General features: G+C 70.1%; 21 protein-coding genes. 4 read left to right on the top strand and 17 right to left on the bottom strand.

All coding sequences use genetic code 11. The features are described from left to right. The 5 genes from FBY35_RS30240 to FBY35_RS36530 form a co-directional block, all read right to left on the bottom strand. On the bottom strand, positions 1-666 hold the full coding sequence (locus FBY35_RS30240) for a histidine phosphatase family protein (RefSeq protein WP_142217121.1): 666 nt from the start codon (positions 664-666) through the stop codon (positions 1-3). Then, complete coding sequence (rsfS, locus tag FBY35_RS30245; RefSeq protein ID WP_142218245.1) at positions 663-1,094, bottom strand: ribosome silencing factor; 432 nt, start codon at positions 1,092-1,094, stop codon at positions 663-665. The genes FBY35_RS30240 and rsfS overlap by 4 nt, the downstream gene beginning before the upstream one ends. Positions 1,095-1,180: 86 nt before the next feature. After that, positions 1,181-2,914, bottom strand: coding sequence for an LCP family protein (locus FBY35_RS30250; RefSeq protein WP_142217122.1), 1,734 nt, complete (start codon positions 2,912-2,914; stop codon positions 1,181-1,183). 19 nt (positions 2,915-2,933) lie between these two features. After that, positions 2,934-3,557 (bottom strand): nicotinate-nucleotide adenylyltransferase, encoded by a 624-nt coding sequence (nadD, locus tag FBY35_RS30255; protein ID WP_142217123.1) that lies wholly within the window; start codon positions 3,555-3,557, stop codon positions 2,934-2,936. A gap of 53 nt (positions 3,558-3,610) precedes the next feature. After that, positions 3,611-3,772 carry a hypothetical protein gene (locus FBY35_RS36530; RefSeq protein WP_186357104.1) on the bottom strand — a complete coding sequence of 54 codons (162 nt, stop codon included), beginning with the start codon at positions 3,770-3,772 and terminating at the stop codon, positions 3,611-3,613. A gap of 314 nt (positions 3,773-4,086) precedes the next feature. Between FBY35_RS36530 and FBY35_RS30260 the strand changes: the two genes are divergently transcribed. Continuing rightward, positions 4,087-5,208 carry a M48 family metallopeptidase gene (locus FBY35_RS30260; protein ID WP_142217124.1) on the top strand — a complete coding sequence of 374 codons (1,122 nt, stop codon included), beginning with the start codon at positions 4,087-4,089 and terminating at the stop codon, positions 5,206-5,208. A gap of 27 nt (positions 5,209-5,235) precedes the next feature. Here FBY35_RS30260 and FBY35_RS30265 read toward each other — a convergent pair whose 3' ends face one another. The 11 genes from FBY35_RS30265 to rplU form a co-directional block, all read right to left on the bottom strand. After that, the gene (locus FBY35_RS30265) at positions 5,236-6,309 is read right to left on the bottom strand and encodes a hypothetical protein (RefSeq protein ID WP_142217125.1); all 1,074 of its coding nucleotides are present in this window, start codon (positions 6,307-6,309) and stop codon (positions 5,236-5,238) included. 157 nt (positions 6,310-6,466) lie between these two features. Beyond that, complete coding sequence (locus FBY35_RS30270; protein ID WP_142217126.1) at positions 6,467-7,078, bottom strand: hypothetical protein; 612 nt, start codon at positions 7,076-7,078, stop codon at positions 6,467-6,469. Between the two features lie 77 nt (positions 7,079-7,155). Then, positions 7,156-8,448, bottom strand: a complete 1,293-nt coding sequence (locus tag FBY35_RS30275) for a glutamate-5-semialdehyde dehydrogenase (RefSeq protein WP_142217127.1) — start codon at positions 8,446-8,448, stop codon at positions 7,156-7,158. A 74-nt stretch (positions 8,449-8,522) separates the two neighbouring features. Beyond that, positions 8,523-9,041 carry a hypothetical protein gene (locus FBY35_RS30280; protein WP_142217128.1) on the bottom strand — a complete coding sequence of 173 codons (519 nt, stop codon included), beginning with the start codon at positions 9,039-9,041 and terminating at the stop codon, positions 8,523-8,525. 132 nt (positions 9,042-9,173) lie between these two features. Next, entirely contained in the window at positions 9,174-10,301 is a 1,128-nt protein-coding gene (gene proB, locus FBY35_RS30285; protein WP_142217129.1) for a glutamate 5-kinase, read from the bottom strand. An 84-nt stretch (positions 10,302-10,385) separates the two neighbouring features. Further along, complete coding sequence (locus FBY35_RS30290; protein ID WP_142217130.1) at positions 10,386-12,494, bottom strand: hypothetical protein; 2,109 nt, start codon at positions 12,492-12,494, stop codon at positions 10,386-10,388. 150 nt (positions 12,495-12,644) lie between these two features. Then, positions 12,645-14,144 (bottom strand): bifunctional cytidylyltransferase/SDR family oxidoreductase, encoded by a 1,500-nt coding sequence (locus tag FBY35_RS30295; RefSeq protein ID WP_142217131.1) that lies wholly within the window; start codon positions 14,142-14,144, stop codon positions 12,645-12,647. 193 nt (positions 14,145-14,337) lie between these two features. After that, a complete protein-coding gene (locus FBY35_RS30300; RefSeq protein ID WP_142217132.1) occupies positions 14,338-16,401 on the bottom strand; it encodes a glycosyltransferase family 4 protein in 2,064 nt (687 codons plus the stop codon). A 148-nt stretch (positions 16,402-16,549) separates the two neighbouring features. Then, a complete protein-coding gene (gene obgE / locus FBY35_RS30305; protein ID WP_142217133.1) occupies positions 16,550-17,986 on the bottom strand; it encodes a GTPase ObgE in 1,437 nt (478 codons plus the stop codon). 122 nt (positions 17,987-18,108) lie between these two features. Continuing rightward, complete coding sequence (gene rpmA / locus FBY35_RS30310; RefSeq protein ID WP_142217134.1) at positions 18,109-18,363, bottom strand: 50S ribosomal protein L27; 255 nt, start codon at positions 18,361-18,363, stop codon at positions 18,109-18,111. Positions 18,364-18,377: 14 nt separating this feature from the next. Then, positions 18,378-18,698 (bottom strand): 50S ribosomal protein L21, encoded by a 321-nt coding sequence (rplU, locus tag FBY35_RS30315; protein ID WP_114036861.1) that lies wholly within the window; start codon positions 18,696-18,698, stop codon positions 18,378-18,380. A gap of 283 nt (positions 18,699-18,981) precedes the next feature. Between rplU and FBY35_RS30320 the strand changes: the two genes are divergently transcribed. Further along, the gene (locus FBY35_RS30320; RefSeq protein WP_186357164.1) at positions 18,982-20,805 is read left to right on the top strand and encodes a hypothetical protein; all 1,824 of its coding nucleotides are present in this window, start codon (positions 18,982-18,984) and stop codon (positions 20,803-20,805) included. Between the two features lie 55 nt (positions 20,806-20,860). Next, positions 20,861-21,469: an acyltransferase gene (locus FBY35_RS30325; protein WP_142217136.1), complete on the top strand. Its 609-nt coding sequence runs from the start codon at positions 20,861-20,863 to the stop codon at positions 21,467-21,469. A 69-nt stretch (positions 21,470-21,538) separates the two neighbouring features. Here the strand turns inward: FBY35_RS30325 and FBY35_RS30330 are convergent, their stop codons facing one another. After that, on the bottom strand, positions 21,539-22,594 hold the full coding sequence (locus FBY35_RS30330) for a hypothetical protein (RefSeq protein ID WP_186357105.1): 1,056 nt from the start codon (positions 22,592-22,594) through the stop codon (positions 21,539-21,541). Between the two features lie 419 nt (positions 22,595-23,013). Here FBY35_RS30330 and wecB point away from each other — a divergent pair, with 419 nt between their 5' ends. Then, positions 23,014-24,117, top strand: coding sequence for a non-hydrolyzing UDP-N-acetylglucosamine 2-epimerase (gene wecB, locus FBY35_RS30335; RefSeq protein WP_142217137.1), 1,104 nt, complete (start codon positions 23,014-23,016; stop codon positions 24,115-24,117). The last annotated feature ends 117 nt before the right edge of the window (positions 24,118-24,234 follow it).

The raw sequence follows: 24,234 nt of genomic DNA on the forward strand, positions 1-24,234 counted from the left end.
TCAGTCGTCGTCGCCGAGGACCGGTTCCGGCAGCGTGCCGGCGTTGTGCTCCAGCAGCCGCCAGCCGCGCGCGCCCTGGCCGAGCACCGACCAGCAGCAGTTGGAGAGGCCGCCGAGGCTCTCCCAGTGGTGGGACTCCAGGCCGAGCAGCCGGCCGATGGTGGTACGGATCGTGCCGCCGTGGCTGACCACGACGAGCGTGCCGTCCTCGGGGAGCTTCTCGACGTGGTGCAACACCACGGGAGCGGCCCGGTCGGCGACCTCCGTCTCCAGCTCACCGCCGCCCCGGCGCACGGGCTCACCGCGCTTCCAGGCGGCGTACTGCTCGCCGTGCCGCTCGAGGATCTCCTCGTGGGTCAGGCCCTGCCAGGCGCCCGCGTAGGTCTCACGCAGGGCCGAGTCGTAGGAGATGTCGAGGCCGGTGATTCCGGCCAGTTCACCGGCCGTGGCTGCGGCCCGCTTGAGGTCGGAGGCGACGATCGCGTGGGGCCTGAGGGAGGCGAGCAGTCGGGCGGCCCGGCGCGCCTGGGCGACGCCGGCTTCGGCCAGGGCGATGTCCGTGGAGCCCTGGAAGCGGCGCTCCAGGTTCCACGAGGTCTGGCCGTGCCGCCAGAGGACGACACGGCGCCCCGTGCCGCGCTTGTCTGCGGTGTCTGTGCCGTTCAGCTCAGCTCACCGTCCGGGTCACCGGAGAGCCGGGCGTGCTCCTCGGCCTTGCCGCGCGTCTTCAGGGCGTCCTCGGGGAGGGGCAGCTCGGGGCAGTCCTTCCACAGCCGCTCCAGGGCGTAGAAGACACGCTCCTCGCTGTGCTGGACGTGCACCACGATGTCGACGTAGTCGAGCAGGATCCAGCGGGCGTCCCGGTCGCCCTCGCGGCGCACCGGCTTGGCTCCGAGTTCCTTGTTGAGCCGCTCCTCGATCTCGTCGACGATCGACTTGACCTGGCGGTCGTTGGGCGCGGAGGCGAGCAGGAAGGCGTCGGTGATCGACAGCACGTCACTGACGTCGTAGGCGATGATGTCGTGCGCGAGCCGGTCGGCAGCCGCCTGGGCGGCGGTGTTCACGAGCTCGATGGAGCGATCAGTGGCGGTCACAGGCAGGCTTTCGTCGGCGGTCAGGTACCCCTCAAGGGTCTCACGGACCACCGACACCCCTTGCCGGGATTATCGAGCCTTGATCATCAGCCGCCTGATGAGCTTCCGGACTTGAAGTCCTGGCCGAGCACGACGGAGACATCGGCATTGGGAGCGGGAGTGCCCTTCTTGACCGTGCTCGTCGCAAGACCCAGGGTCTTGGCGACCTCGATCGCCTTGGCCTTCTGCGCGTCGTCACCATAGGTGATCTTCGAGGAGAACTGCGCGTCCGCCTTGCCGGCGTCGAGGACCGCATAACCGGCGTTGACCAGGTCGATCCGGGCCTTCTCGGTGGCCCCGGCGTTCCCGGTGGCGTTCTTGATGCCCACCCGGACGGCAGCGTCCTTGTCCGGCGCGGTGACCGAGCCGCCCAGGATGTCCTTGACCACACTACTGGCGGCCTGCTGGGTGAGCGTGCCGTCCTGCTGGACCGGCAGCAGCGCCGTCTTGTAGTCGCCGCCCTTGGCGTGCTCGGCGAGCTTGGCCAGCGACGCGCCCAGGTCGCTCTCGCGCAGCGAGGGGTCGAGGATCTGCGCCAGCGTCTCCACGGTGACGGTCGCTGACTTCGGGTCGTCCGGGAACTTCTTGAGGACGCCCTGCATGACCTGGCCGAAACGCTGGAGCTGTTTCGCCTCGGCCTCGCCGGGCCCCAGGTAGGTGGCGTAGGCGACGGCGGCACGACCGTTGAGCGTCTGGTTCTCGCCCTTCTTCACCAGCGGCGCCTCGCCCTTCTTGGCGCCAGGCACCGCGGTGTCGGTCGTCAGGTCGATGGTGCCGACCAGCTCGACGAGATTTTCCAGGTACGGGGTGTCGAGCCGCCAGGTGCCGGTGATCTTGGCGCCCAGGAGGGCTCCGATCGCCTCGCGGGTGCCCGTCGAGCCGTCGTCCTCGACGGACTTGCCAAGGGTGGTGGCGGTGCCGTCGTCGTTCGCGACGGAGAGGGAGTTGGGGAGCAGAACCGTGGTGCCCTGCTTGGTGGTGGCGTTGTCGACGAGAAGGGCCGTGGAGGTGCCCTTCTTCTTGGTGTTGTGCAGATGCACCACGATCACGTCCCGCTTCTGCGGTCCGGTGGCGGTGCTGTTGTTCTTCTCGGCGTCCGCGAGACCGGGCAGCTTTCCCGCGTACCAGAGGTAGCCGACACCGCCGGCGAGAGCCAGCGCCAGAACGACGAACAGCGCGACGACACGGTTGCGGCCGCGGCGCTTGGCCTCCTCGCGCCGCTCGGAGCGGCTCTCGCTGAACTTCAGCCAGTCGATGACGTCTTCGGAGTCCTCGTCCGGCTCCTCGATGAAGGAGAACTGCTCGGTGCGGTAGTCACGATCGGGCGCGGGCCTGCGCGGACCGGGCACGGAAGTCTGATCCCCTGCCTGCCCGGGTGCCTGAGCGGGCGGGGCCGGGGGCCGGGGCGGGATGTTCCACTGCCCGGTGGTGTCGACGGCCGGCTGCTGGCCGGTGTCATAGCCGTAGCTGTCGTAGCCGTACCCCTGTGGCTGGCCCTGACCCTGCTGGGGGTGCGGACGGCCGTACTGGTCGTACTGCTGGGACTGGCCGGCGCGCGGCTGCGGCGCCTGCTGTTGCTGTTGCTGTTGCTGTTGCTGAGCGTACGGGTCGTAGCCGTATCCCTGGCCGGGAGCCTGCTGTTGCTGAGGGTGCTGCTGTTGCTGCTGCGCGTAGGGGTCGTACGGCTGGGGCTGCTGATAGACCGGCTGCCCGTACTCGTCGTAGCCGATGATCTGCGGCTGGTAGTACGGGTCGTACGGGTGGCTCTGCTGGTCGTTCACAGGTGCCCCTCTCCGTGGCTCACTCGCCGCGGTACAACTGGCGCTTGTCGATGTAGCGCACCACACCGTCCGGAACCAGGTACCAGACCGGATCGCCCTGCGCGACCCTCGCCCGGCAGTCGGTCGAAGAGATCGCCAGCGCCGGAACCTCCACCAGGGAGACGCCGCCCTCGGGCAGCCCGTCGTCCGTCAGATCATGACCCGGCCGGGTCACACCGATGAAGTGGGCGAGCGAAAACAGCTCTTCGGCGTCCCGCCAGCCGAGGATCTGGGACAGCGCGTCGGCTCCGGTGATGAAGAAAAGATCGGCGTTCTTGTTGAGGGAGCGCAAGTCCCGCAGCGTATCGATCGTGTACGTCGGCCCGCCGCGGTCGATGTCGATGCGGCTGACCGAGAACTGCGGGTTGGACGCGGTCGCGATGACCGTCATCAGATACCGGTCCTCGGCCGGCGACACGGCCTTGTGGGTCTTCTGCCACGGCTGCCCGGTCGGCACGAACACCACCTCGTCCAGGTGGAACAGGGCGGCCACCTCACTGGCGGCCACCAGGTGTCCGTGGTGGATCGGGTCGAACGTTCCGCCCATCACACCGAGTCGGCGCTTGCCGGAACCGGAACCGGTCGGCACTTCCTGCTCTCCCATGCGTGCAGAGCCTACTGGCACCACGGAACGGCCCCTACTCGCCGACCGCGGGCTCAGCGGTCGCGGTTGAAGCGCGTCGTGATCCACAGCAGCAGGAGCAGCGCGAAGAGCGCGCCACCACCGGTGAGGTACGGGCTGAGGCTTTCGTGGTTGCCACCGTGCTCGGCGCCTTCGGCGAGGGTGACCAGGCTGGCGGCGGTGCTGGTGAGGCTCATCTTCAGCAGGACCTATCGATCGGGAGTCGGAGCTCGGGAATCGGACGCCTCCGACGGAGCGGAGAGACTTCGCGCACATCGTATGCGGGGCGCCCGGGCACGCTCACGCCGACTCAGTCGTTGTCCTGCTCGGCGGTGCCGTCTCCGCGGTCTCCGCGCATCCGGAACCAGGCGAGAAGGGCTTCCCCGGCGAGCATGTTGCGGGTTGCCCACAGTTATCCACAGCCCCGCGACGCCGTGGCCCAAGCACCTACGCTGGGGGCCGTCAGGGGGACGAGCCAAACTCGCACCAACAGGCGCAACAGGGGGCTTGAATGACCGAAAGCAGTCACGAGAACGTGCCGAGCAGGCAGCGCAAGCGCTTCGCCGGCATCTCCTCACGAGCATACGAACATCCCGCGGACCGCTCGGCGCTCGTCGCGCTGCGCAAACTCAGCGGCTTCGACACCGTCTTCAAGGCGTTGAGCGGACTGCTGCCCGAGCGCAGCCTGCGGCTGCTCTTCCTCTCCGACTCGGTGCGGGTGAGCGACGCTCAGTTCGCCCATCTCAACACCATGCTGAGGGACGCTTGCTACATCCTGGACCTGGAGAAGGTCCCCGCGATGTACGTCACCCAGGACCCGCGGCCCAATGCCATGTGCATCGGCCTCGACGAGCCGATCATCGTCGTCACCACAGGGCTGGTGGAGCTCCTCGACGAGGAGGAGATGCGGGCGGTCGTCGGGCACGAGGTGGGCCACGCCCTCTCCGGCCACGCCGTCTACCGCACCATCCTGCTGTTCCTCACCACCCTCGCGCTGAAGATCGCGTGGATCCCCCTCGGCAATCTGGCGATCATGGCGATCGTCACGGCGCTGCGCGAGTGGTTCCGCAAGTCGGAACTCTCGGCGGACCGCGCCGGACTGCTGGTCGGCCAGGACCTGCAGGCGTCGATGCGCGGCCTGATGAAGATCGCCGGTGGCAACCATCTGCATGAGATGAACGTCGACGCCTTTCTGGAGCAGGCCGAGGAGTACGAGGCGGGCGGCGACCTCCGCGACTCGGTACTGAAGATCCTCAATGTGCTGCCCCGCTCGCACCCGTTCACCACGGTGCGCGCGGCCGAGCTCAAGAAGTGGGCCGCGAGCCGCGACTACCAGCGGATCGTGGACGGCCACTACCCGCGGCGTACGGAGGACAAGGACACATCGGTCTCCGACTCCTTCCGCGAGTCCGCATCGCACTACGCGGATACGGTCCGCACCAGCAAGGATCCGCTGATGAAGCTGGTCGGCGACATAGCCGGAGGCGCGGGCGACCTGGGCGGCAAGCTGCGGGACAAGTTCACCGGCGCGGCGGCGGGCAGCGGCTCGGGTTCCGGCGGCACGGAGAGCGGCGGCAACGGCAGAGGTCCGGCGGGTGAGGCCGGGGGCGGAGGCGGTCAGGGCGGCAGCTGAGCGCACAGCCGGGCGGGCGGCTGCCCGTCACGGGGAGGGCTGGGCGCCGGGTGAGAGGGAGCCGCAGAGCGCCGCGGTCGCCTGGCCCGTCGCATACGGGTCCGTACCCGCCGGGCCGTCCGCGGTCGCCCGCTCGCCGGCGAGCAGCGGTCGCAGAGTCCGGGAAGCGTCCACCGAGCAGGCCTGCGGGCCGGCCTGGACATAGCTGACCAGCAGCTCGGCGCGGTGCTTGTGCAGGTCGTCCCGGTCGAAGCGGAAGTGCAGCTCGCGGCGGACGGTGAACAGTGAGGCCCGGCCGGCCCCGGGTCCGCTGACGCCAACCGGGCGCAGCGCATAGGCGAAGGTGTGGTCCGACGTCACCTCAAGGGCGTCGGGCCCCGCCTCGGCGAAGCGCAGCGTGCCCTGTACTCGCACCTGCGGGTCGGCCAGCGCCACCTTCGCGGGGTCGAAGCGGACCAGCCAGCCGGTCGCGGCATGGCGACCGTCGGCGGCAGGTGTGGCCATGCTCCGGTCGAACTGCTCCAGCTGGTCCGGGTCGAGCAGCATCCGTACCGGCCGCACCGCGCCGCCCATGAGGACGTCGGGTGCCAGCGAGGACTGCACGATGTAGTCCTTCGCCGTGGTCAGGGCCGTCATGACCTGATCCTCGGAGAAGTTCTTGGTGCGCCGGGCGCCCGGGAGATTGATGCCCGAGGCTCCGAGGCGGAAGTTCGCGGCGGGGCTGTGGGCGTAGAGGTCGGCGGGGGTGCCGCCCGGGACGGGGCCCTGTGGTGCGAGCGGGATCATGGTGACGCGCAGCGGTTCGGCCTGCTTGGTGGCCGGTGTCTGGTAGGGGTGGCGTATGCCGAGGTAGATCGCGGTTCCGAAGGCCAGCGCTACGAGCAGGACGAGCACCAGGAACTGCTTGGAGCCGGTCCTGCGGCTCCAGGCTGGAAGGCTGCGCACAGCGCGCGCGTGCTCGCCCATCCGTTCCTGCGCGGAGAACTCCTGAAGCCGCGCAGCCCGCACAAACGATTCGTCGAAGACGACGGATCGGTACTCGTCCTCACCGCCGGGGAGTCCCTCGGGTGTCCCCTCAGGCGGGTCTCCGCGCCCAGCCATACTTTCAGGGTAGGTCCGGCGGGGCCTCGGTAAACGCGCTGGTACACGACAATGTCTGACGAGTTCTCACGCAGTCTTTCAAGCGGGCGCACAGCCCCTGATCAGGGCCTTGCCGGACGGCGGCCCCAAGGCCGGCCCCGGGGTGGCCGGGGTTCGGTCACGGAGTGCGCGGATCCGCCGGAACCGGCGGCCCGGGGTGGTCCGCGGAAGCGGAGGGCCCGCCCACCCGGTCGGCGGCGGGGCCACCGGTGGGGGTTGCGTCGACACCGGTCCTGGCGGGCGGCGGCACCTGGTCCTGGCGGCTGCCCGAGGCCCCGCGGTAGACGGCCGTGAAAGCGAGGGCGACCATCCCGATACCCATCAGCAGGGCCAGGATCCAGGCCACGGGACGGTGCCAGCGGGCGCTGCCGCGGTAGGGACGCAGGGCGCCGCCGTGGCGGCCGTACGGCCCGTTGTACTCGTCGTCGAAGTACGTGCCGTCGCCATCGTCGTCGTACGCCCGCTCGCGGTACGGACCGAGGCCGTAGACGTCGTCGTAGAGCTCGTCGTCGGGCACTCCGCCACGGGATCCGGGCCGCGATGCCTCGGCTTCGGCGCGGGCCTCGGCGGCAGCCAGAAGCCGCTCGACGGCGGTCGGCTCGTGGATCTCGGCAGCTCGCACGAAATCCTCGTCGAACACCACGGAGGCGAAGTCCTCGTCCGCGCCCCCGCGGTCGTCGTCGGGCTCCCAGCCGTCCGGGAACGGCCTGCCCCCCACGTCGTCCGGCACGCCTTCAGAGTAAACCTGGCCGATCGCTTTGGCAGGCAGAGTCCGAAGTCTGCCCGCCCGGGTGACCTTCGCGACCGTCACCGGGTGTGACCGTCTCCTGTCACGATGTACTTCGTCGAGGTCAGCTCCGGAAGGCCCATCGGGCCTCGTGCGTGCAGCTTCTGCGTGGAGATCCCGATCTCGGCGCCGAATCCGAACTGGCCACCGTCGGTGAAACGCGTGGACGCGTTCACGGCGACCGTCGTGGAGTCGACCAATTGGGTGAACCGGCGGGCCGCCGCCTGCGAGGTGGTGACGATCGCCTCGGTGTGCCCGGAGGACCAGAGCCGGATGTGGGCGACGGCCGAGTCCAGCGAGTCGACGACGGCCGCGGCGATGTCGTAGGACAGGTACTCCGTCTCCCAGTCCTCGGCCGTGGCCGCCACGACGGTGGCCTTGGTGGCGTCGCCGTACTCCAGCACCCGCTCGTCGCCGTGCACGGTCACCCCGGCCTCGGCCAGGGCGTCCAGGGCGCGCGGCAGGAACTCGGCCGCGACGTCCTGGTGGACCAGGAGGGTCTCGGCGCTGTTGCAGACGCTCGGGCGCTGCGCCTTGGAGTTGATCAGAATGTCCACGGCCATGTCGATGTCGGTCTGCGCGTCCACGTACACATGGCAGTTGCCGGTGCCGGTCTCGATGACGGGGACGGTGGACTCCTCGACGACCGTACGGATCAGGGATGCGCCGCCGCGCGGGATGAGCACGTCCACCAGGCCGCGGGCGCGCATCAACTCCCGTACGGAATCGCGGCTTTCACCGGGGACGAGCTGCACCGCGTCGGCGGGCAGACCCGAGCCGCCGACCGCGTCGCGCAGGACCTTGACCAGGGCGCTGTTGGAGGCGTACGCGGACGAGGAGCCGCGCAGCAGGACCGCGTTGCCGGACTTCAGGCAGAGCGCGGCGGCGTCCACCGTGACGTTGGGGCGGGCCTCGTAGATGATCCCCACGACGCCGAGGGGGACGCGCACCTGGCGCAGGTCGATGCCGTTGGGCAGGGTCGAGCCGCGGACCACCTCGCCGACCGGGTCGGGCAGCGCGGCCACGTCCCGCACGTCGGCGGCGATCGCCCGCACCCGCTCGGGGGTCAGGGTGAGCCGGTCGATGATCGACTCGCTGGTGCCGGCCTCCCGGGCCCGTGCGATGTCCTCGGCGTTGGCCGCGACGATCTCGGCCGTACGGACCTCCAGCGCGTCCGCGATCGCCAGCAGCGCGTCGTCCTTGGCCGAGCGCGGCAGCGGGGCGAGGTCGGCAGCGGCACCACGGGCCCGGTAGGCGGCCTGGGCGACGGGCGAGAGGTTGTCGTAGGGCGAGAGCGGCGAAGACATCGTCATGCCCGCAGGGTACTGCGCTTTGCGGGGCCTCCCGGCGGGCGTCGTCGGCTGTCCCGCACTGCGAGACAGATGCCTCAGAAGGGGTGCACGCCCACCGGGGCGGCCGGCGGCGGACCGTACCCCTCCGCGATGCGCTGGTGGTACGTCTGGCGGTCGATGACCTCCAGGCCCACGATCTCCCACGGGGGCAGCCGGGCGCTGGAGCGGTGCTCGCCCCACAGCCGCAGCGCCACCGCCGCGGCGTCGTGCAGGTCCCGCGCCTCCTCCCAGTAGCGGATCTCCGCGTGGTCGTTGGCGTACCGGCTGGTCAGCAGGAAGGGATGGTCGTGCGCGAGCTGCTCCAGACCGCGGCGCACCTCCTTGAGCGGGGCTTCGGCGCCGGAGACGCTGAGTGTGATGTGCCACAGCTTGGACTGCACACGGTCCTCGCCGTGGGTGTCCGTCTCCTTGGCGCTCTCCCGGCTCTGGGCGCCGTCGTCGAAGTCGGCGCCCGCTCCGACGCTGGTCAGAGCCCGTTCCTCGCCCACGGCCCTACGGGCGTGGGGGAAGCTCCCCGGCCCTCGGGGCACATCCCCTGGGCGCGCTCGTCTCACCGGCGGCCTCCTGTTGCATGTGTCGTGATGCTGTACCCCGCCATTCCTCCGCAACAAAGTTGACCAGTCCCAGGCGGCATGTGGGGCGCTTTTGGTGAAGGTCTCCGACAGATGACGGGACTTTCAGCCGAATCAGGGGTGCAGAACGACCAGATCGTCTCTGTGTACGACTTCGCGCTCGTACTCCGGTCCGAGTTCCTCGGCGAGTTCCCGGGTCGAGCGGCCGAGCAGCTGGGGGATCTCCTTGGCGTCGAAGTTGACGAGCCCGCGGGCCACGGCTCGGCCCGCGGTGTCGCGCAGCTCGACCGGGTCTCCCGCGCTGAACTCGCCCTCGACGGCGGCGATCCCGGCGGGCAGGAGCGACTTCCTGCCCTGCACCACGGCCCGTACCGCACCGTCGTCGAGGGTCAGTGAGCCCTGCGGCGTCGAGGCGTGGGCGAGCCAGAGCAGCCGGTCGGCCGAGCGGCGTCCCGTGCTGTGGAAGTACGTGCCGGTGGCGCGGCCCGCGAGGGCGTCGGCCGCACGGACGGCCGAGGTGAGGACGACGGGCACGCCCGCCGCCGCGGCGATCCTGGCGGCCTCGACCTTGGTGACCATCCCGCCGGTCCCGACACCCGCCTTGCCCGCGCTGCCGATCTGTACGTGCGCGATGTCGGCCGGGCCGCGCACCTCCTCGATCCGTGAGGTGCCGGGCCTGGCCGGATCCCCGTCGTACAGCCCGTCGACATCGGAGAGGAGGACCAGCAGATCGGCCCGTACCAAGTGGGCGACGAGGGCGGCGAGCCGGTCGTTGTCGCCGAAGCGGATCTCGTCCGTGGCGACGGTGTCGTTCTCGTTGACGACCGGGACGGCGCCCATGTCGAGCAGCTGGTCCAGGGTCCGGTAGGCGTTGCGGTAGTGGGCGCGGCGGCTGGTGTCGTCGGTGGTGAGGAGCACCTGGCCGACGCGTACGCCGTAGCGGGCGAAGGAGGCGGTGTAGCGGGCGACCAGCAGGCCCTGGCCGACGCTGGCGGCCGCCTGCTGGCGGGCCAGGTCCTTGGGGCGGCGAGCCAGGCCCAGCGGTGCGAGGCCCGCGGCGATGGCGCCTGAGGAGACCAGCACTATCTCCTTCTCGCCGCCGCTGCGCACCTTGGCGAGCACGTCGACGAGGGCGTCGACGCGGTCGGCGTCGAGCCCGCCCGATGCCGTGGTCAGCGAGGACGAGCCGACCTTGACGACGATCCTGCGGGCTTGCGTTACCTGCTGTCTTGCCACTGTCACACTGCCGAATCTATGCCAGGGCGCGGGGCGGGTGCGCGGCCATTTCACCGGCTGGACAGCGTGCACCCACCCCCGCCGCGGAGTTCAGCGCGCGACGGCGGTCGACTCCTGGGACTCCGCGTCCGGGGCCTCCGGCTCGGGGTCGAGCTCGCCGATGACCTCGCCTCCGATGCGCTGGGCCACACCGGCGTTGCGTGCCTCGGCCTTGGCCGTCAGGCGCCGTACGGCCTCATTGAACAGCTCGATCGAGCTGGGCTCCTCCGGTCCGAGCAGATAGCGCTTCAGTTCGCGCCTGGCGTCCGCCAGTTTGTCGCCGGAACGGTCCGCCACCGCGTCGAGCAACTCGCTCAGCTCCTCGGCGCTGTTGGAGAGGATGACCGCGGCCCGTACGGCGGTGTTCTGCCGCTTGAACTCCTCGTCGCCCAGTTCGGCCGAGTCGGTCACGGCGTAGGGCTTGCCGCTCGCGATGAAGTCCGAGACCACGCTGGAGATGTCGGAGACCATGCCGTCGGCCTCGTTGAAGCAGTCGTACAGCTTGGGCTCGGAGCCTGTGACGACCCGGTGCTCCCACCAGCCGCACGAGCGCCAGTAGGCGTCGTTCCACTCGGTCCGAAGCCTTTTGATCTCGGCCAGGCGCTCGGGGTCGGCGAGCGAGACCCGCGACTCCTCCGACTCGTCGCCGCCCGCGCGGCCGGGCTTGCCGAGCTCGGCCAACCGGGCCTGGATACGGGTCAGTTCGGCCTTCGCCGCGGTCTGGTCCGACTGGGCGGCGGCGGCTTCGCCGGCCCAGCGGGGGTCGACGGCACGCTCGGCGGCCGCGGCGCGAACCATCGCGGTGATCCGCTCGTGGACGGCCAGGGCCTTCTTGTTGCGGATGCCGGTGAAGGGGTGCGGCTTGTAGATGACGCGGACCGGCTTCTCGGCCTCCAGCAGCCGCCGGACGATGTTCTCGCCTGCCAGCAGCAGGGAGGTGTTGCCCGGGTTGTCGTCCCAGCCCTCCCAGGTGGGGGCGTACAGCACCGTGGGGATGGGGTTCTTCGGGGTGCCGGCCCAGGAGGTGATCGGTGCCAGCTGCGGGCGGCCCACCTCGATGATGTCCTCGTCGCGCACGCCGATGTCGGCCAGCGCGTAGCGGTCACGCCCCGCGCGGCCTGCGGTCCACACCTCGTCGTACACCTTGCTGAAAGGGTTGACGCTGGCCAGCTTGTCGCTGTCGCCGTGGCCGATGAAGACGTGCTTCATGGTCGGCACGCGCAGGATGTGGATGTTCTTGCCGACGTTGGCCGGGTACAGCGCGACACGGACCGAGGACAGGTCGAGATTCATCAGATGCATGCCGCCGGGCACGCAGATGACCGGTACGGCGGTCGTCGCGAGCTTCTTCACCAGGCCGCGCTCACGCATGATGATCAGCGGCCGGCCGTCGATCTGCTCCATCGTCTCGAGCCACATGTTGACCTGGTACGCGGACTCGTCCGAGCCGGAGAAGTACAGGACGACGGTCGGCTGGTACTCGCGCAGCCAGGTCTCGACGCCCTTGAGCACGGCGGCCGCGCCCGGCACCCGGCGATTGCGCCGCAGGTAGGGGACGAGGACGGCCGTGTAGAGCAGTCCGAGGGCAAGGGTTACGGCGACGCCCACATACCCGATGCCGTACGAGCCGGTTCCCGCGGCGATCACCACGCCGGCCATCGCCGGGATGTCGAGGTGGAGCATCTTCTCGCCGGAGCGGCGCAGCAGCGCGTTCGGCGGGGCGTCGGGGATACGGACGGCGTTCAGGTCCACGTTGCGCGTGACGACCGGCATGGTGCGGCGCAGACGGATCAGGGTCGTGAGCGCGCCCTGCGGCGCCTGGAGGCCGTAGAAGATCAGGAACCCGGCGACGGCCGCGTAGAAGAAGGTGGTCTCCGCCAGTCCCTCACGGGCGAGCAGCAGAACCAGCAGCAGCTCACGCAGCAGGAAGCGGATCGGCAGACCGGCGCGGACCTTGTTGAGCCGGTTGACCAGGTAGCTGCCCTTCTGGTGCAGATACCAGTCGGCAAGGTACGTCACAGCGGCGGCAGCCGCGAAGAACCAGAGGTTCGGGATCAGTGCGGCGATCATCACGCACGGATAGCCGAGTCCCATCAGAGCCGCTGCGGCCAGCTCTGACCGGCTGCCGACGCGAGCCAGTCGAATAGCGGTCGAAATCACGAAGAACCTGCTCCAAGGGGTGCCGGTTGTTTCACGTTTGGCGGGTTATGTGAAGGTGGGGCTTCACGAACTCGGGCCTCTGTTCTCGCCTCAAGGGTTTTCGCCTCAGGGCGACCACAAAGGCCCGATAATTACTTTAACGAACGAGTATTACACATCCTCCTGGCGGTCCAGGACCGCTTCGAGTGCCTTCTCGAAGTCCGAGGCCTCGCTCGCTTCACGGGTCGGATCCTGCTGCCGGACGTCAATGACGTGACCGGTGAGTTCGGACAGCAGCACATCCAGCGAGGTCCTTGCCACGGCCTCGGAAGAGAGCAGCGAGCCCTCCGGTTCCGCGCCGAAAGCCTTGGTGCGCATCGGAGTCGCGGTGCGCTCGGGATTCACGCAGTTGACGCGAATTCCGTCGCCCGCCCATTCGTCGGAAAGGGCCTGGGTGAGATTCACCATGGCCGCCTTGGTCGACGAATAGAGGCTGTACTCGGCGCGACCGCGGGTGTAGCTGGAGGAGGTGTAGAGGAGCAACTGCCCCTTTGTCTCCGCCAGATACTTGTATGAGGCACGCGCGATCTGCACCGGGGCCAGGTAGTTGACGTTCAGCGCTTCCTGAATGGTGCTGTTGTCGGTCTCGGCCAGCTTGCCGATACGCAGCACACCGGCCGTGTTGATGACGTAGTCCACCCTGCCCGTCTCGGCATACGCCCGCGAAAGGGCGTCGTCGACATGCTCGGGATTCTCCACATGCGTACCGGTGGTGGAGCGGCCCAGCGCGTAGACCTGGGCGCCGTACCGCTCCGCCAGAGCGCAGATGTCCGCGCCGATGCCGTACGAGCCGCCGAAGACCACCAGCGTCTTGCCGGTCAGCAGCTCCTGGTAGGCGGCGGCGTCGGCCTGGCGGGGGGCGGCGCTGGATGCCAGCTGGAAGAGCTTGTCGGCGATGAAGACGTCGACCGGCTGCGTGACCTTCATGTTGTACTCGTCGCCCGCGACCACATAGATCGGCACGTCGGGCAGGTACTTGAGCACCACGCTGCAGTCGTCGGTCGCCTGGAAGTTCGGGTCGCCTGCCGCGATCCCGTAGGCCCGCCGGATGGTGGAGAGCTTGAAGGCCTGCGGGGTCTGGCCCCGGCGCAGCCGCGAGCGGTCAGGGACGTCGGTGATGAACTCGCCGTCCTCGCCGTGGGTTCGGGTCACGATGATCGTGTCCGCGGACGGGATCGCGACATCGACGGCCTGATAGCGGTCGAGGGCGTCGACACAGTCCTTGATCACGCGCTGTGACAAAAGCGGACGGACAGCGTCATGGAAGAGGACGTTGGGGTCCTCACCCTCGGCGAGCCCCTCGCTCAGCGCCTCGATGGCGCGCTCGGTGGTCTCGTTTCGGGTCGCGCCGCCCTCAATCACCTTGGTCACCTTGGTGAGTCCGGCCTTGGCGATGATCCGCTCCACATCGGGCACAAAACCCGGCGCCATCAGTACGATGACGTTGTCGACGGACTCCGCTTGCTCGAAGATCGACAGTGTGTGCTCGATGACGGCCTTGCCGGCAATCTTCAGCAGCTGCTTCGGGATCGCCAGTCCCACTCTCTGACCGGTACCACCGGCGAGCACAACGGCTGTAGTGCGGGGCTTGGCTACGTGCGGCACAGACACAGACGACCGACCTACCTTGCGACGAATGGGGGACGGGCTGATGGTCGCACTCTCCGTGACGGTCTCGCAAGGCGGTGGCCAAGCGCCCCACACCTGCGTGAAACCGGGCGTTCACCCCCTGGACAGCGGCTACTGCTAGCTCCCGGCGCCGGGCCCGGGTGACCGAAACCACACGTGTCAACAGTGCGCACGGCTACTTGATCGCCTTGTCGACAACGTTCAGTACGAGCTCGTTGGCCGCGCTGTAGAAGACCTTCACCGCGACCCGTTCCTGCGGCTTGCCGCCCAGTCTGCGGACCACGGCGCGCAGGGTCCCCAGGGAACGCCTCCTGCGCAGGTCGACGGCGGGATACGGCAGGAGGGAACCCTTCTCCACCACGTCGTCCAGGACCCGCGCGAGCCTGACCGGCTCCTCGTCGGGCGCATAGCGCAGCCACAGGTCCCAGACGTCGTGCGCGTCTGCCCGGCGGTCCGCCGGAGCCGCGCACGGGACGCTGGCCCGGAAGCCGTCCGCTCCCTCGCGGCTTGCCGGGAACGTCAGCTCGGCGGGAGCCTTGCCGCGGCGGCGCAACAGCAGGGCCCGGTCGCCGCCGGGAGTGCCCGGGGCGAACAGCCGCCCGGAGACGGTGATCCTCTGCCGAGTGAGCCGGATCTCACCGACCTCGGCGTGGACCGGCCTGACCCAGGACCGAAGGGAGAGCACTCCCTGCTTCACATAAGGGACAAGGGTGCGGACCGGACCGCCCGCGGGCGTACGGGCCGCGGCCCGCATCGAACCGCGCTGGTCGACTGCCCGCGTCGCCAGCGCGATCAGCTCGCCGTCCGGCAGCTCCACCCGGCAGGTCCACACACCCTCCGGGAACCGGGCACCGGCGGGTACCGTCGCCCGCCCCTCCGCGTCGAAGGCGAAGCGCCTCGCCTCCACCGCGGCGTCCGGATGCGTACACACCAGGTGCAGCCCGGCATCCCGGCCGAGGGACCGGCCACCACCGGGGATCAGACTGACCGTCAGCCCGCCGTCATCGGCGGCCAGGCAGTCCGCGAGGGCCGCGAACGGCTCCCCCTCCCCCGCCGCCGGTGCAAGGTGGCCCGCGTCGCTGCCCCGCGATGCCGTGGCCGCTCCCAGCTCCGCAAAGAGCTCCTCGTACTGCTTGGCGACCGGACCCGGTGCGAAGCGACGCGCGTTGCGCAGCGCGGCCGCGCCCATCCGGCGGCGCAGTTCCTCGTCGTCGATGAGCTTCAGCAGGGCTTCGGCGATGGCCTCGACGTCGCCGACCGGGACGAGCAGGCCGTCCACACCGTCCGCGATGATCTCCCTCGGGCCGTAGTCGCAGTCCGTGCTGACGACCGGCAGACCGCAGCGCATGGCCTCCACGAGGGTCATGCCGAACGACTCGTGCCGCGAAGTGGAAACGGCGATCGCGCCCTTGACCCATTCCGGCTCGATGGGCGAGCGGGGACCCATGAGAAGGACGCTGTTGTAGAGGCCCAGCTCGTCGATCTTCCGGCGGAGCCGGTCCTTCTGGTTGCCCCAGCCGCAGATGCGCAGCGTCCACTCGGGCCGGGCGGCGACGACCTTGCCGAAGGCCTCGACGAGCACGTGGTACTGCTTCTCGGAGGCCAGACGCCCCGCCGCCACCACGGTCGTCCCCGAGGTGTCGGACGGCACAACCATCGGCTCGGGCACGCTGTTGGGGATGGCGAGCACGCGGGTGGCGGGCAGCGGCATCTGCGCGCGGTAGGAGGCGGCGTCACCTTCGGACACGGTCACAAAGGCGTCGAGCCGGGCGAGGTGGTCGTACATCTCGGCGCGCAGCTCGGGCTTGTGATGGTTGTGCGTCATGTGCTCCTGCCCGATGAGCACGGCGCCCTCGGGGCCGAACTGCGCGACGTACGCCACGAGTCCGGGCCTGGTCCCGATGACCACATCCGCGTCGGAGCCCGCGTAGTGGGCCTGCACCCGCTCGTCGGTGAGCCGGCTGTACTCCTTGTAGCGCGCCTCGTTCCGGGGCAGCAGCTCGGCGGGCTCCAGGTACAGGGGGTGCCGCTGCTCGTTGGCCGGGGAGGCGGGGCGGGTGTCGACGAGGGGTACGACGGTGATGCGCGGGTCGATGGCGAGGATCGGGTCGTCGCGGTGCCGGAAGACGGAGACGATTTCCACCTCATGCCGGTCGGCGAGTTCCTCGGCGAGGTTCAGCGTGGTCCGAATGGTCCCGCCGATGCCGTAAATCGTGTGGATGAGGAAGGAAATCTTCATCGCCGCTCCGTTCCGTGTGCCGGGGCGATACGCCCCACCCCCGGGTACAAGACGGTCATTGGGGGTGAGAGGTTGTGTCGCTTCACGCATAAGAGCGAATCGGACGGGTTTGTTGTCCAAGCCCGTCCGGCGACCGGCACGACGGTCCCTAGAAGGGATCGAACTCGTCGAACTCCCTCTGCGCGTCGTCCCGTTCCGCCTCGCGGTCCCGGCGGCGCTGGGCCGCGGGGCGCGGGGCCTCCAGGCGGTGGTCCTCGCCGCGGCGGCCGAGCATCTCCGCGCCCGCCATCATCGAGGGCTCCCAGTCGAAGACGACCGCGTTGTCCTCGGGGCCGATGGCCACACCGTCGCCCGCGCGGGCACCGGCCTTCATCAGCTGGTCCTCGACACCGAGGCGGTTGAGGCGGTCGGCCAGGTAGCCCACGGCCTCGTCGTTGTTGAAGTCCGTCTGGCGGACCCAGCGCTCCGGCTTCTCGCCGCGCACCCGGAACAGGCCGTCCTCCTCCTGCACGACCGTGAACCCGGCGTCGTCGACCGCCTTCGGGCGGATGACGATGCGGGTCGCCTCCTCCACCGGCTTGGCCGCGCGCGCCTCGGCGACGATCTCGGCCAGGGCGAACGACAGCTCCTTCAGGCCGGTACGCGCCACCGCGGACGCCTCGAAGACGCGGTAGCCGCGCGCCTGGAGGTCCGGACGGATCATGTCGGCGAGGTCCTGGCCGTCCGGGATGTCGATCTTGTTGAGGACGACGATGCGCGGACGGTCGTCGAGACCGCCGTACTGCCTCAGCTCCTCCTCGATCACATCGAGGTCCGAGACCGGGTCGCGGTCGGACTCGAGCGTCGCGGTGTCCAGGACGTGCACGAGCACCGAGCAGCGCTCGACATGGCGCAGGAACTCCAGGCCGAGCCCGCGGCCCTGGCTGGCGCCGGGGATCAGGCCGGGGACGTCGGCGATGGTGTAGACGGTCGATCCCGCGGTGACCACGCCCAGGTTCGGTACGAGCGTGGTGAACGGGTAGTCCGCGATCTTCGGCTTGGCCGCGCTGAGCACCGAGATCAGCGAGGACTTGCCCGCGCTCGGGTAGCCGACGAGCGCGACGTCGGCGACGGTCTTGAGCTCCATGACCACGTCACGGGCCTCGCCGGGCTCGCCGAGCAGCGCGAAGCCGGGCGCCTTGCGGCGCGCGGAGGCGAGTGCCGCGTTGCCGAGGCCGCCCCGGCCTCCCTGGCCCGCGATGAAGGTGGTGCCCTGACCGACGAGGTCGGCGAGCACGTTGCCCTGCCGGTCCAGGACGACGGTGCCGTCGGGGACGGGCAGGACCAGGTCCTGGCCGTCCTTGCCGGAGCGGTTGTCGCCGGCGCCGGGCTGGCCGTTGGTGGCCTTGCGGTGCGGGCTGTGGTGATAGTCGAGCAGCGTCGTCACCGACTGGTCGACGACCAGGATGACGTCGCCGCCACGGCCGCCGTTGCCACCGTCGGGGCCGCCGAGCGGCTTGAATTTCTCCCGGTGAACGGAGGCGCAGCCGTGGCCTCCGTTACCCGCGGCGACATGCAGCTCGACGCGGTCCACGAAGGTGGTCATGGGTGTGCCTCCAGTTAGGTACGGAATGTCTCTTGTGTAACAAGCGAAAGGCGGACCCGCTTCCCGGTCGACGGGAAGCGAGGTCCGCCCTCGCAAAGAAAACCGCTCTACGAGCGCCTGTGTCAGGCGACCGGAACGATGTTCACTACCTTGCGGCCACGGCGAGTACCGAACTCCACCGCGCCGGCGTCCAGCGCGAACAGCGTGTCGTCCTTGCCACGGCCGACGCCGTTGCCCGGGTGGAAGTGGGTGCCGCGCTGGCGGACCAGGATCTCACCGGCGTTGACGACCTGACCGCCGAAGCGCTTCACGCCGAGCCGCTGAGCATTGGAGTCGCGACCGTTCCGAGTGGACGATGCGCCCTTCTTGTGTGCCATCTCTCCTCAGTCCCTTACTTCGCAGCCGTGGGGATGCCGGTGACCTTGATCGCCGTGTACTGCTGGCGGTGACCCTGGCGACGGCGGTAGCCGGTCTTGTTCTTGTAGCGAAGGATGTCGATCTTCGCGCCCTTGTGGTGGTCCACGACCTCGGCCGTGACCTTGATTCCGGCCAGCACCCACGGGTCGCTGGTCACGGCGTCGCCGTCGACAACGAGCAGGGTCGAGAGCTCGACCGTGTCGCCAACCTTGGCAGTGGAAATCTTGTCAACCTCAACGATGTCGCCGACAGCAACCTTGTGCTGGCGACCACCGCTGCGCACGATGGCGTACACGCGGATCTCTCTCTCGCTCGGAACGGGCCCCCTGATGCCAGCCGCTCGCACGGGCCGAAGCCCGCAACGATCCGGAAGGATGAGCGGCCTCTCCTGACCGGCGGAGCCGTCGGGAGGGAGTTGCTCAGGGGTGGGCGTGCATGGAAACACACCGAGGGTCAAGGTTACGGGGCCCGCCCCAGGGGGTCAAACCGGGTCCCCGGCCCCCGTCTCTGGTGGATGCTCACGGCGGCCTGTTCAATATCAACTCGTGTCCCTGCGCTCCCTGATCACCATGCCTCGCATGCTCCGCCACGGCTCCGCCGTGGGCGCGGATCTGCCACCGGACGAGGCCGTCACCCTCGGCGCCGTCGCCGACCCCGCCCTGCGTGCCGCGCTCGCCGCCGCCGCGGACGGCGACGCCGCGCCCGCCCGCGAACTGCTCGCCGAGACCCGGTTGGGAGCCCAGTGGGAGCGGCGCAGTGCGTGCGTCTCGGAGCTCGCCGAGTGCGCCCTGCACAGCCCGGGCTGGCTGGAGGACTGGCTGGCGAAGTCGCCCGGCGACCCCGACGCGGTGCTGGTGAAGGCGGATCTGTGCATCCAGCAGGCCTGGGAGATACGGACCGGCTCCCGTGCCCGGCACGTGTCCGAGGACCAGTTCCGGGCCTTCTTCGCGCTCCTTGAGGACGCCGCTCCGGTCATCGCCGCGGCGGCCGAGCTGAACCCCACCGACCCGGTGCCGTGGGAGGTCGCGCTCACCCACTCCCGCGGCATCCAGGCGCCCCGCGATGTGTTCGACGCGTACTGGGCCAAGGCCGTCGCCCGCGCGCCGCACCACTACGGCTGCCATGCCACGGCCCTGCAGTATCTGTGCGACAAGTGGTACGGCTCGCACGAGGAGATGTTCGACTTCGCCGAGCGGGCCGCCGCGGGGGCGCTGCCCGGCTCGAAGCTGCACGCGCTGCCACTGCTGGCCGCGGTCGAGTACGAGGTGGTGTCCGGCGGCTCCACCGAGGACGGCCCGATCGACCGCGCGCGGGTCGAGGCCGCCGTGACCCGGGCCCAGGCGCTGTCGGGCTGGTACGAGCACGGCGACCCCGAAGCCGCCGGGTTCCGCAACCACCTGGCTCTGATGCTGATCTTCGCGGAACGCTGGAACGAGGCCCTGGATGTCTTCCGGGCGATCGGTGTGCACGCCCGCGAACTGCCATGGGCGTACGTCGGCGCCAGCCGCAAGGAGTTCCTGGAGTTCCGGCTCGGCGTCCGGATGCAGGTCGCCTCCCAGACCCCCTTCTTCGGCCGCCCGCCGGGGCCCGCCCGGCCGGCTCCCGTACCGGACGTCCCTGCGCCGCGCTCCCTCGCGATAGCCGCGGCCCGTCCCCACGAGGTCGCCGAGGCGGCCCTGATGTGCGGTGTCTCGCTCCGTATCGCCCCCGCCCCCTCGGCAACGGGGATGAGCTACGTCGAACTCGTCCCCGACGCCACTCCCGGCAGACGCGCAAGCCTGTCGGCCGGCGAGGGGATGCTGACGGCGGCCGCGGACAACTTCACCACCGGTGAGAAGTGGCCCGCCCTGGTGGTGCGCCGCACCGCCGACCGCTGCGGCTTCACGCTGTTCCACAAGGGCAGGGCCCGCGCCTCCCATCTGTGGGACCCGGCGGCCCCGGTCATCGACCATGCGGAGGCCACCGCCACCGCGCAGGCCCTCGCCGCCGTCTTCCCCGGGGTGGACCCGCGTCCGCTGGTCACCCTGCTGCGCGGCACCAACAGCCCGGCTCAGCGGCAGTCGGACCTGGTGGCCGCGCTCGGGCTGCCCCCGCTCCCGGACGGCTTCGGCGAGCGCGACGAGATCCTCCAGGGCTCGCCCGGAGCCCAACTCCTCGCCAGGCGCGGGGTGTTCAAAGGCATCCGCGACACCATGTCGACGGACCTGGGCACCCCGGCCCTGCCCGTCCCCCGCCGTCGGCGCTGGTGGGTGCTGCGACTCGTGGGCCTGGCGATCCTCTTCCCCGCTGCGGTGTACGCATGGTGGTCCCCGGACGTGAGCTGGTACCGCACGATCGTCCCGACGGCTGCCACGCTGTACCTGGCGCTCCAGCTCAGGAAGGCCCGGGCCCAGCGGCCATGAACGGGCCGCGGGCCGTATGCTCGCCGGGCGAAGCCGCGCACCGGAAGGCAGAACAGTGAACTACAGGGTCCAGCCCACCGCCCAGGTCGACGAGACCGCCGTCATCGGCGCCGGGAGCAGTGTCTGGGAGCTCGCCCAGATCCGCGAGGGCGCCAAGCTCGGCGAGGGCTGTGTCGTCGGCCGCGGCGCCTACGTCGGCACCGGCGTACAGATCGGCGACAACGTCAAGCTGCAGAACTACGCCCTGGTTTACGAGCCCGCCGAACTCGGCGACGGTGTGTTCGTCGGCCCGGCCGTAGTGCTCACCAACGACCACAACCCGCGCTCCGTCGACCCCGACGGCAAGCAGAAGCGCGGCGGTGACTGGGAGGCCGTCGGCGTCAAGGTCGCCGAGGGCGCATCGCTGGGCGCGCGCTCGGTGTGTGTCGCGCCGGTGCGGATCGGCCGCTGGTCCATGGTCGCCGCGGGCGCGGTCGTCACCAAGGACGTACCGGACTTCGCGCTGGTCGTGGGCGTGCCCGCCCGCCGGATCGGCTGGGTCGGCCGGGCCGGTGTCCGCCTCGTGGAGCGCGAGGGCGAGCAGGGCGTGTGGGAGTGCCCGCAGAGCGGCTCGCTGTACGTGGAGAAGGACGGTGTCCTTGCCGAGCAGGAGCAGGCGGTCTGACCGGACGGCTTCCCCAAGCTGACGAAACCCCCCGGACCCGGTCCGGGGGGTTTCCCATGTCTGCCCGCCTCAGGCCCGGGTCCAGGCCTCCAGCGCCAGGCCCGACTCCGCCTTCTGGCGCGTGACCCGCAGCGTCCCGTCCGTACCGAACGCCGCCATCACGACCCGGCCCCTCGCGTCGATCGCCAGCGCCGGAGCCCCCACGCAGGGCTCACCCGTCAGAGTCCAGCTGACCCCCGAGGTCTCGTCCTCGGTGGGATACGCGGCCAGCGCCGGGCGGCCGGTGTCGGCGTCGCGGTGCGCGAGGATCGTGCAGTCGTGACCGTCGACCGGGGTGCGCAGCAGCGCGACCGGTCCGGTGCCCCCACCGTTGCCGAGCGGGGCCGCGTCGGCGGTCGGGCGCCAGGCGCGAACCGTGTTGTCCCCCGCGTCGTGCCAGAAGTGCGTGAGCCGGTTGCCGCCGGTGCGTTCCGAGCTCAGCGAGTCGGCTCCGGCCTTGGCGGGGATGTCGTCGGCGCGCTGGAACTTGACGCCCGGCGTCTCCTGCTCCCAGCGCATGATGTGGTCCTCGGTCGGGATGAGCAGTTCCATCAGACCGTCCGGTGTCAGCGAGGCGGACACGGTGCCCAGCCCGCCGCTGCCCTTGAGGTCGGCCCACTTGTTCCACTTGCCCGAAGGCACCTGGGCGCGCCCGCAGACGCCGCCGCCCGCGTTGCGTACGAACACATGCAGCGAGCCCTCGGCATCGATGACCGCCGACGGGAGGCCGATCTGCTCGGCGAGACCGGGGTCGTTCGGGTAGGGGGTACCGAGCGGATACCAGTCACGCACGGCAAGGCCGGACTGGTACTGCACGGCGTACACCACATCGATGGCGGTCCGGCCGTCCGGGAGGGGCCTGCGGCGCAGGCCCACCAGGTGGACATAACCGTCGGCGCCCTGCGCAATGGAGAGATACGGCAGCACCCCCCGGGCGGGGATGACGTCGGGCCCGGTCCACTCGGGGCCCCCGGGCCGGGTCTCGGTCCAGCGCAGCACGCCGTCCGAGCCAGGTGCGTACGCCGTGAGCCTGCCGTCCTTGCCGCGCACCAGCCAGCCGGTGGTGGGGGCCAGCGAGGTGTCCACGGTAGGTATCGGAGTGGCCTTTCGGCTCGGCGCCGCGTCCGAGCGACGCGCAGATTTCCGTCCGGACCAGACCGCCATGGCTCACCATCGTCTTTCGCGTGACCGCCCGCAAAACGTGCGCGACGATAGTACGACAGGTTTGCGGCACGAACTCCCGCCGCTCCCGGGCCCTCTCCCCTGCCTCGTAGACGGCCCGTTCACGAAATCGTTATCCAGAACACGCGCCCCGCGCGAAGGCCCAGCCGCCGGTCCGCTCACCTCGGCCATTGCCTACCATTGCGGAGAACACCCCTGGGAGCGCGCGCTTGGCCGGGCCGGTCCGGCCGCCTCGGCGGTGGCGCGATCGCGCGGGGTGTCGGCCCGCAGTATGAGACCGTGACACGCCCCGCCAGTGACCTGACCCAGAAGAAGAGTGTTCAGTGAAAGTCATCAGCATCGTCGGTGCCCGTCCGCAATTGGTGAAGCTCGCCCCCATTGCGGCCGCGTTCGCCGAGACCGACCACGAGCACGTCATCGTGCACACCGGGCAGCACTACGACGCCGACCTCTCCGACGTCTTCTTCGACGGTCTCGGCATCCCCGACCCGGACGTCCACCTCGGTGTCGGCTCCGGCAGCCACGGCGTCCAGACCGGTTCTGTGCTCACCGCGCTCGACCCGGTGCTCGAGCGGGAGCAGCCCGACTGGGTCCTCGTCTACGGCGACACCAACTCGACCATCGCCGGTGCGCTCTCGGCGGTGAAGATGCACCTGCCGGTCGCGCACCTGGAGGCCGGTCTGCGCTCCTTCAACCGGCGCATGCCCGAGGAGCACAACCGCGTACTGACCGACCACTGCGCCGACGTCCTGCTGGCCCCGACCGAGGAGGCCATGCGCCACCTCGCAGACGAGGGCCTGGGGGACCGCGCCGTGCTGGCCGGTGACGTGATGGTCGACATCTGCCTGCGCATCCGCGACGCGGTGCTCGCCGGCGAACACGCCGCGCCCGCGCTGCCCGAGGGCATCGACCCCTCCAAGCCGTTCCTGCTGGCGACCCTGCACCGGCCCGACAACACCGACGACCCCGAGCGCCTCGCCGCGATCATCGGCGCCATGGCCAAGCTGCCCGTCCCGGTGGCGCTGCTCGCGCACCCGCGCCTGGTCGCGCGGGCCGAGCAGCACGGCATCGAACTGGCGCAGGGTTCGGTGCACGTCGGCCGACCGCTGCCTTACGCGGGTCTGGTCGCCGCGGTGCTGGCCTCGACCGGTGTCGTCACCGACTCCGGCGGCCTGCAGAAGGAAGCCTTCCTCCTGGAGCGGATCACGACGACGATCCGTCCAGAAACCGAGTGGGTCGAAACCGTCGACACCGGTTGGAACGTCTTGGTACCTGACCCGCACGAGCTCTCCGCCGACGAGTGGGCCGCCACGGTCACCCGCGCCGTTCCGACGGCCGACCCGGGCACTCCCTACGGCGACGGACGAGCCGCGCAGAACGTTGTCCGGATCATGGAAGAGTGGAAGGGGGGCAGCCGGCTCGTGTGACGGACAAGCGCCTCATTGCAGGCTCTAATCCGTACTTGTCACCGTGCTAGCGTCACCGTTTATGTCAGCGTCTCCCAGGTCCGGGCTGCCCTCAGAAGGCCCGCGCCCGCACGTCAT

This window comes from Streptomyces sp. SLBN-118, assembly GCF_006715635.1.
Lineage (GTDB): Bacteria > Actinomycetota > Actinomycetes > Streptomycetales > Streptomycetaceae > Streptomyces.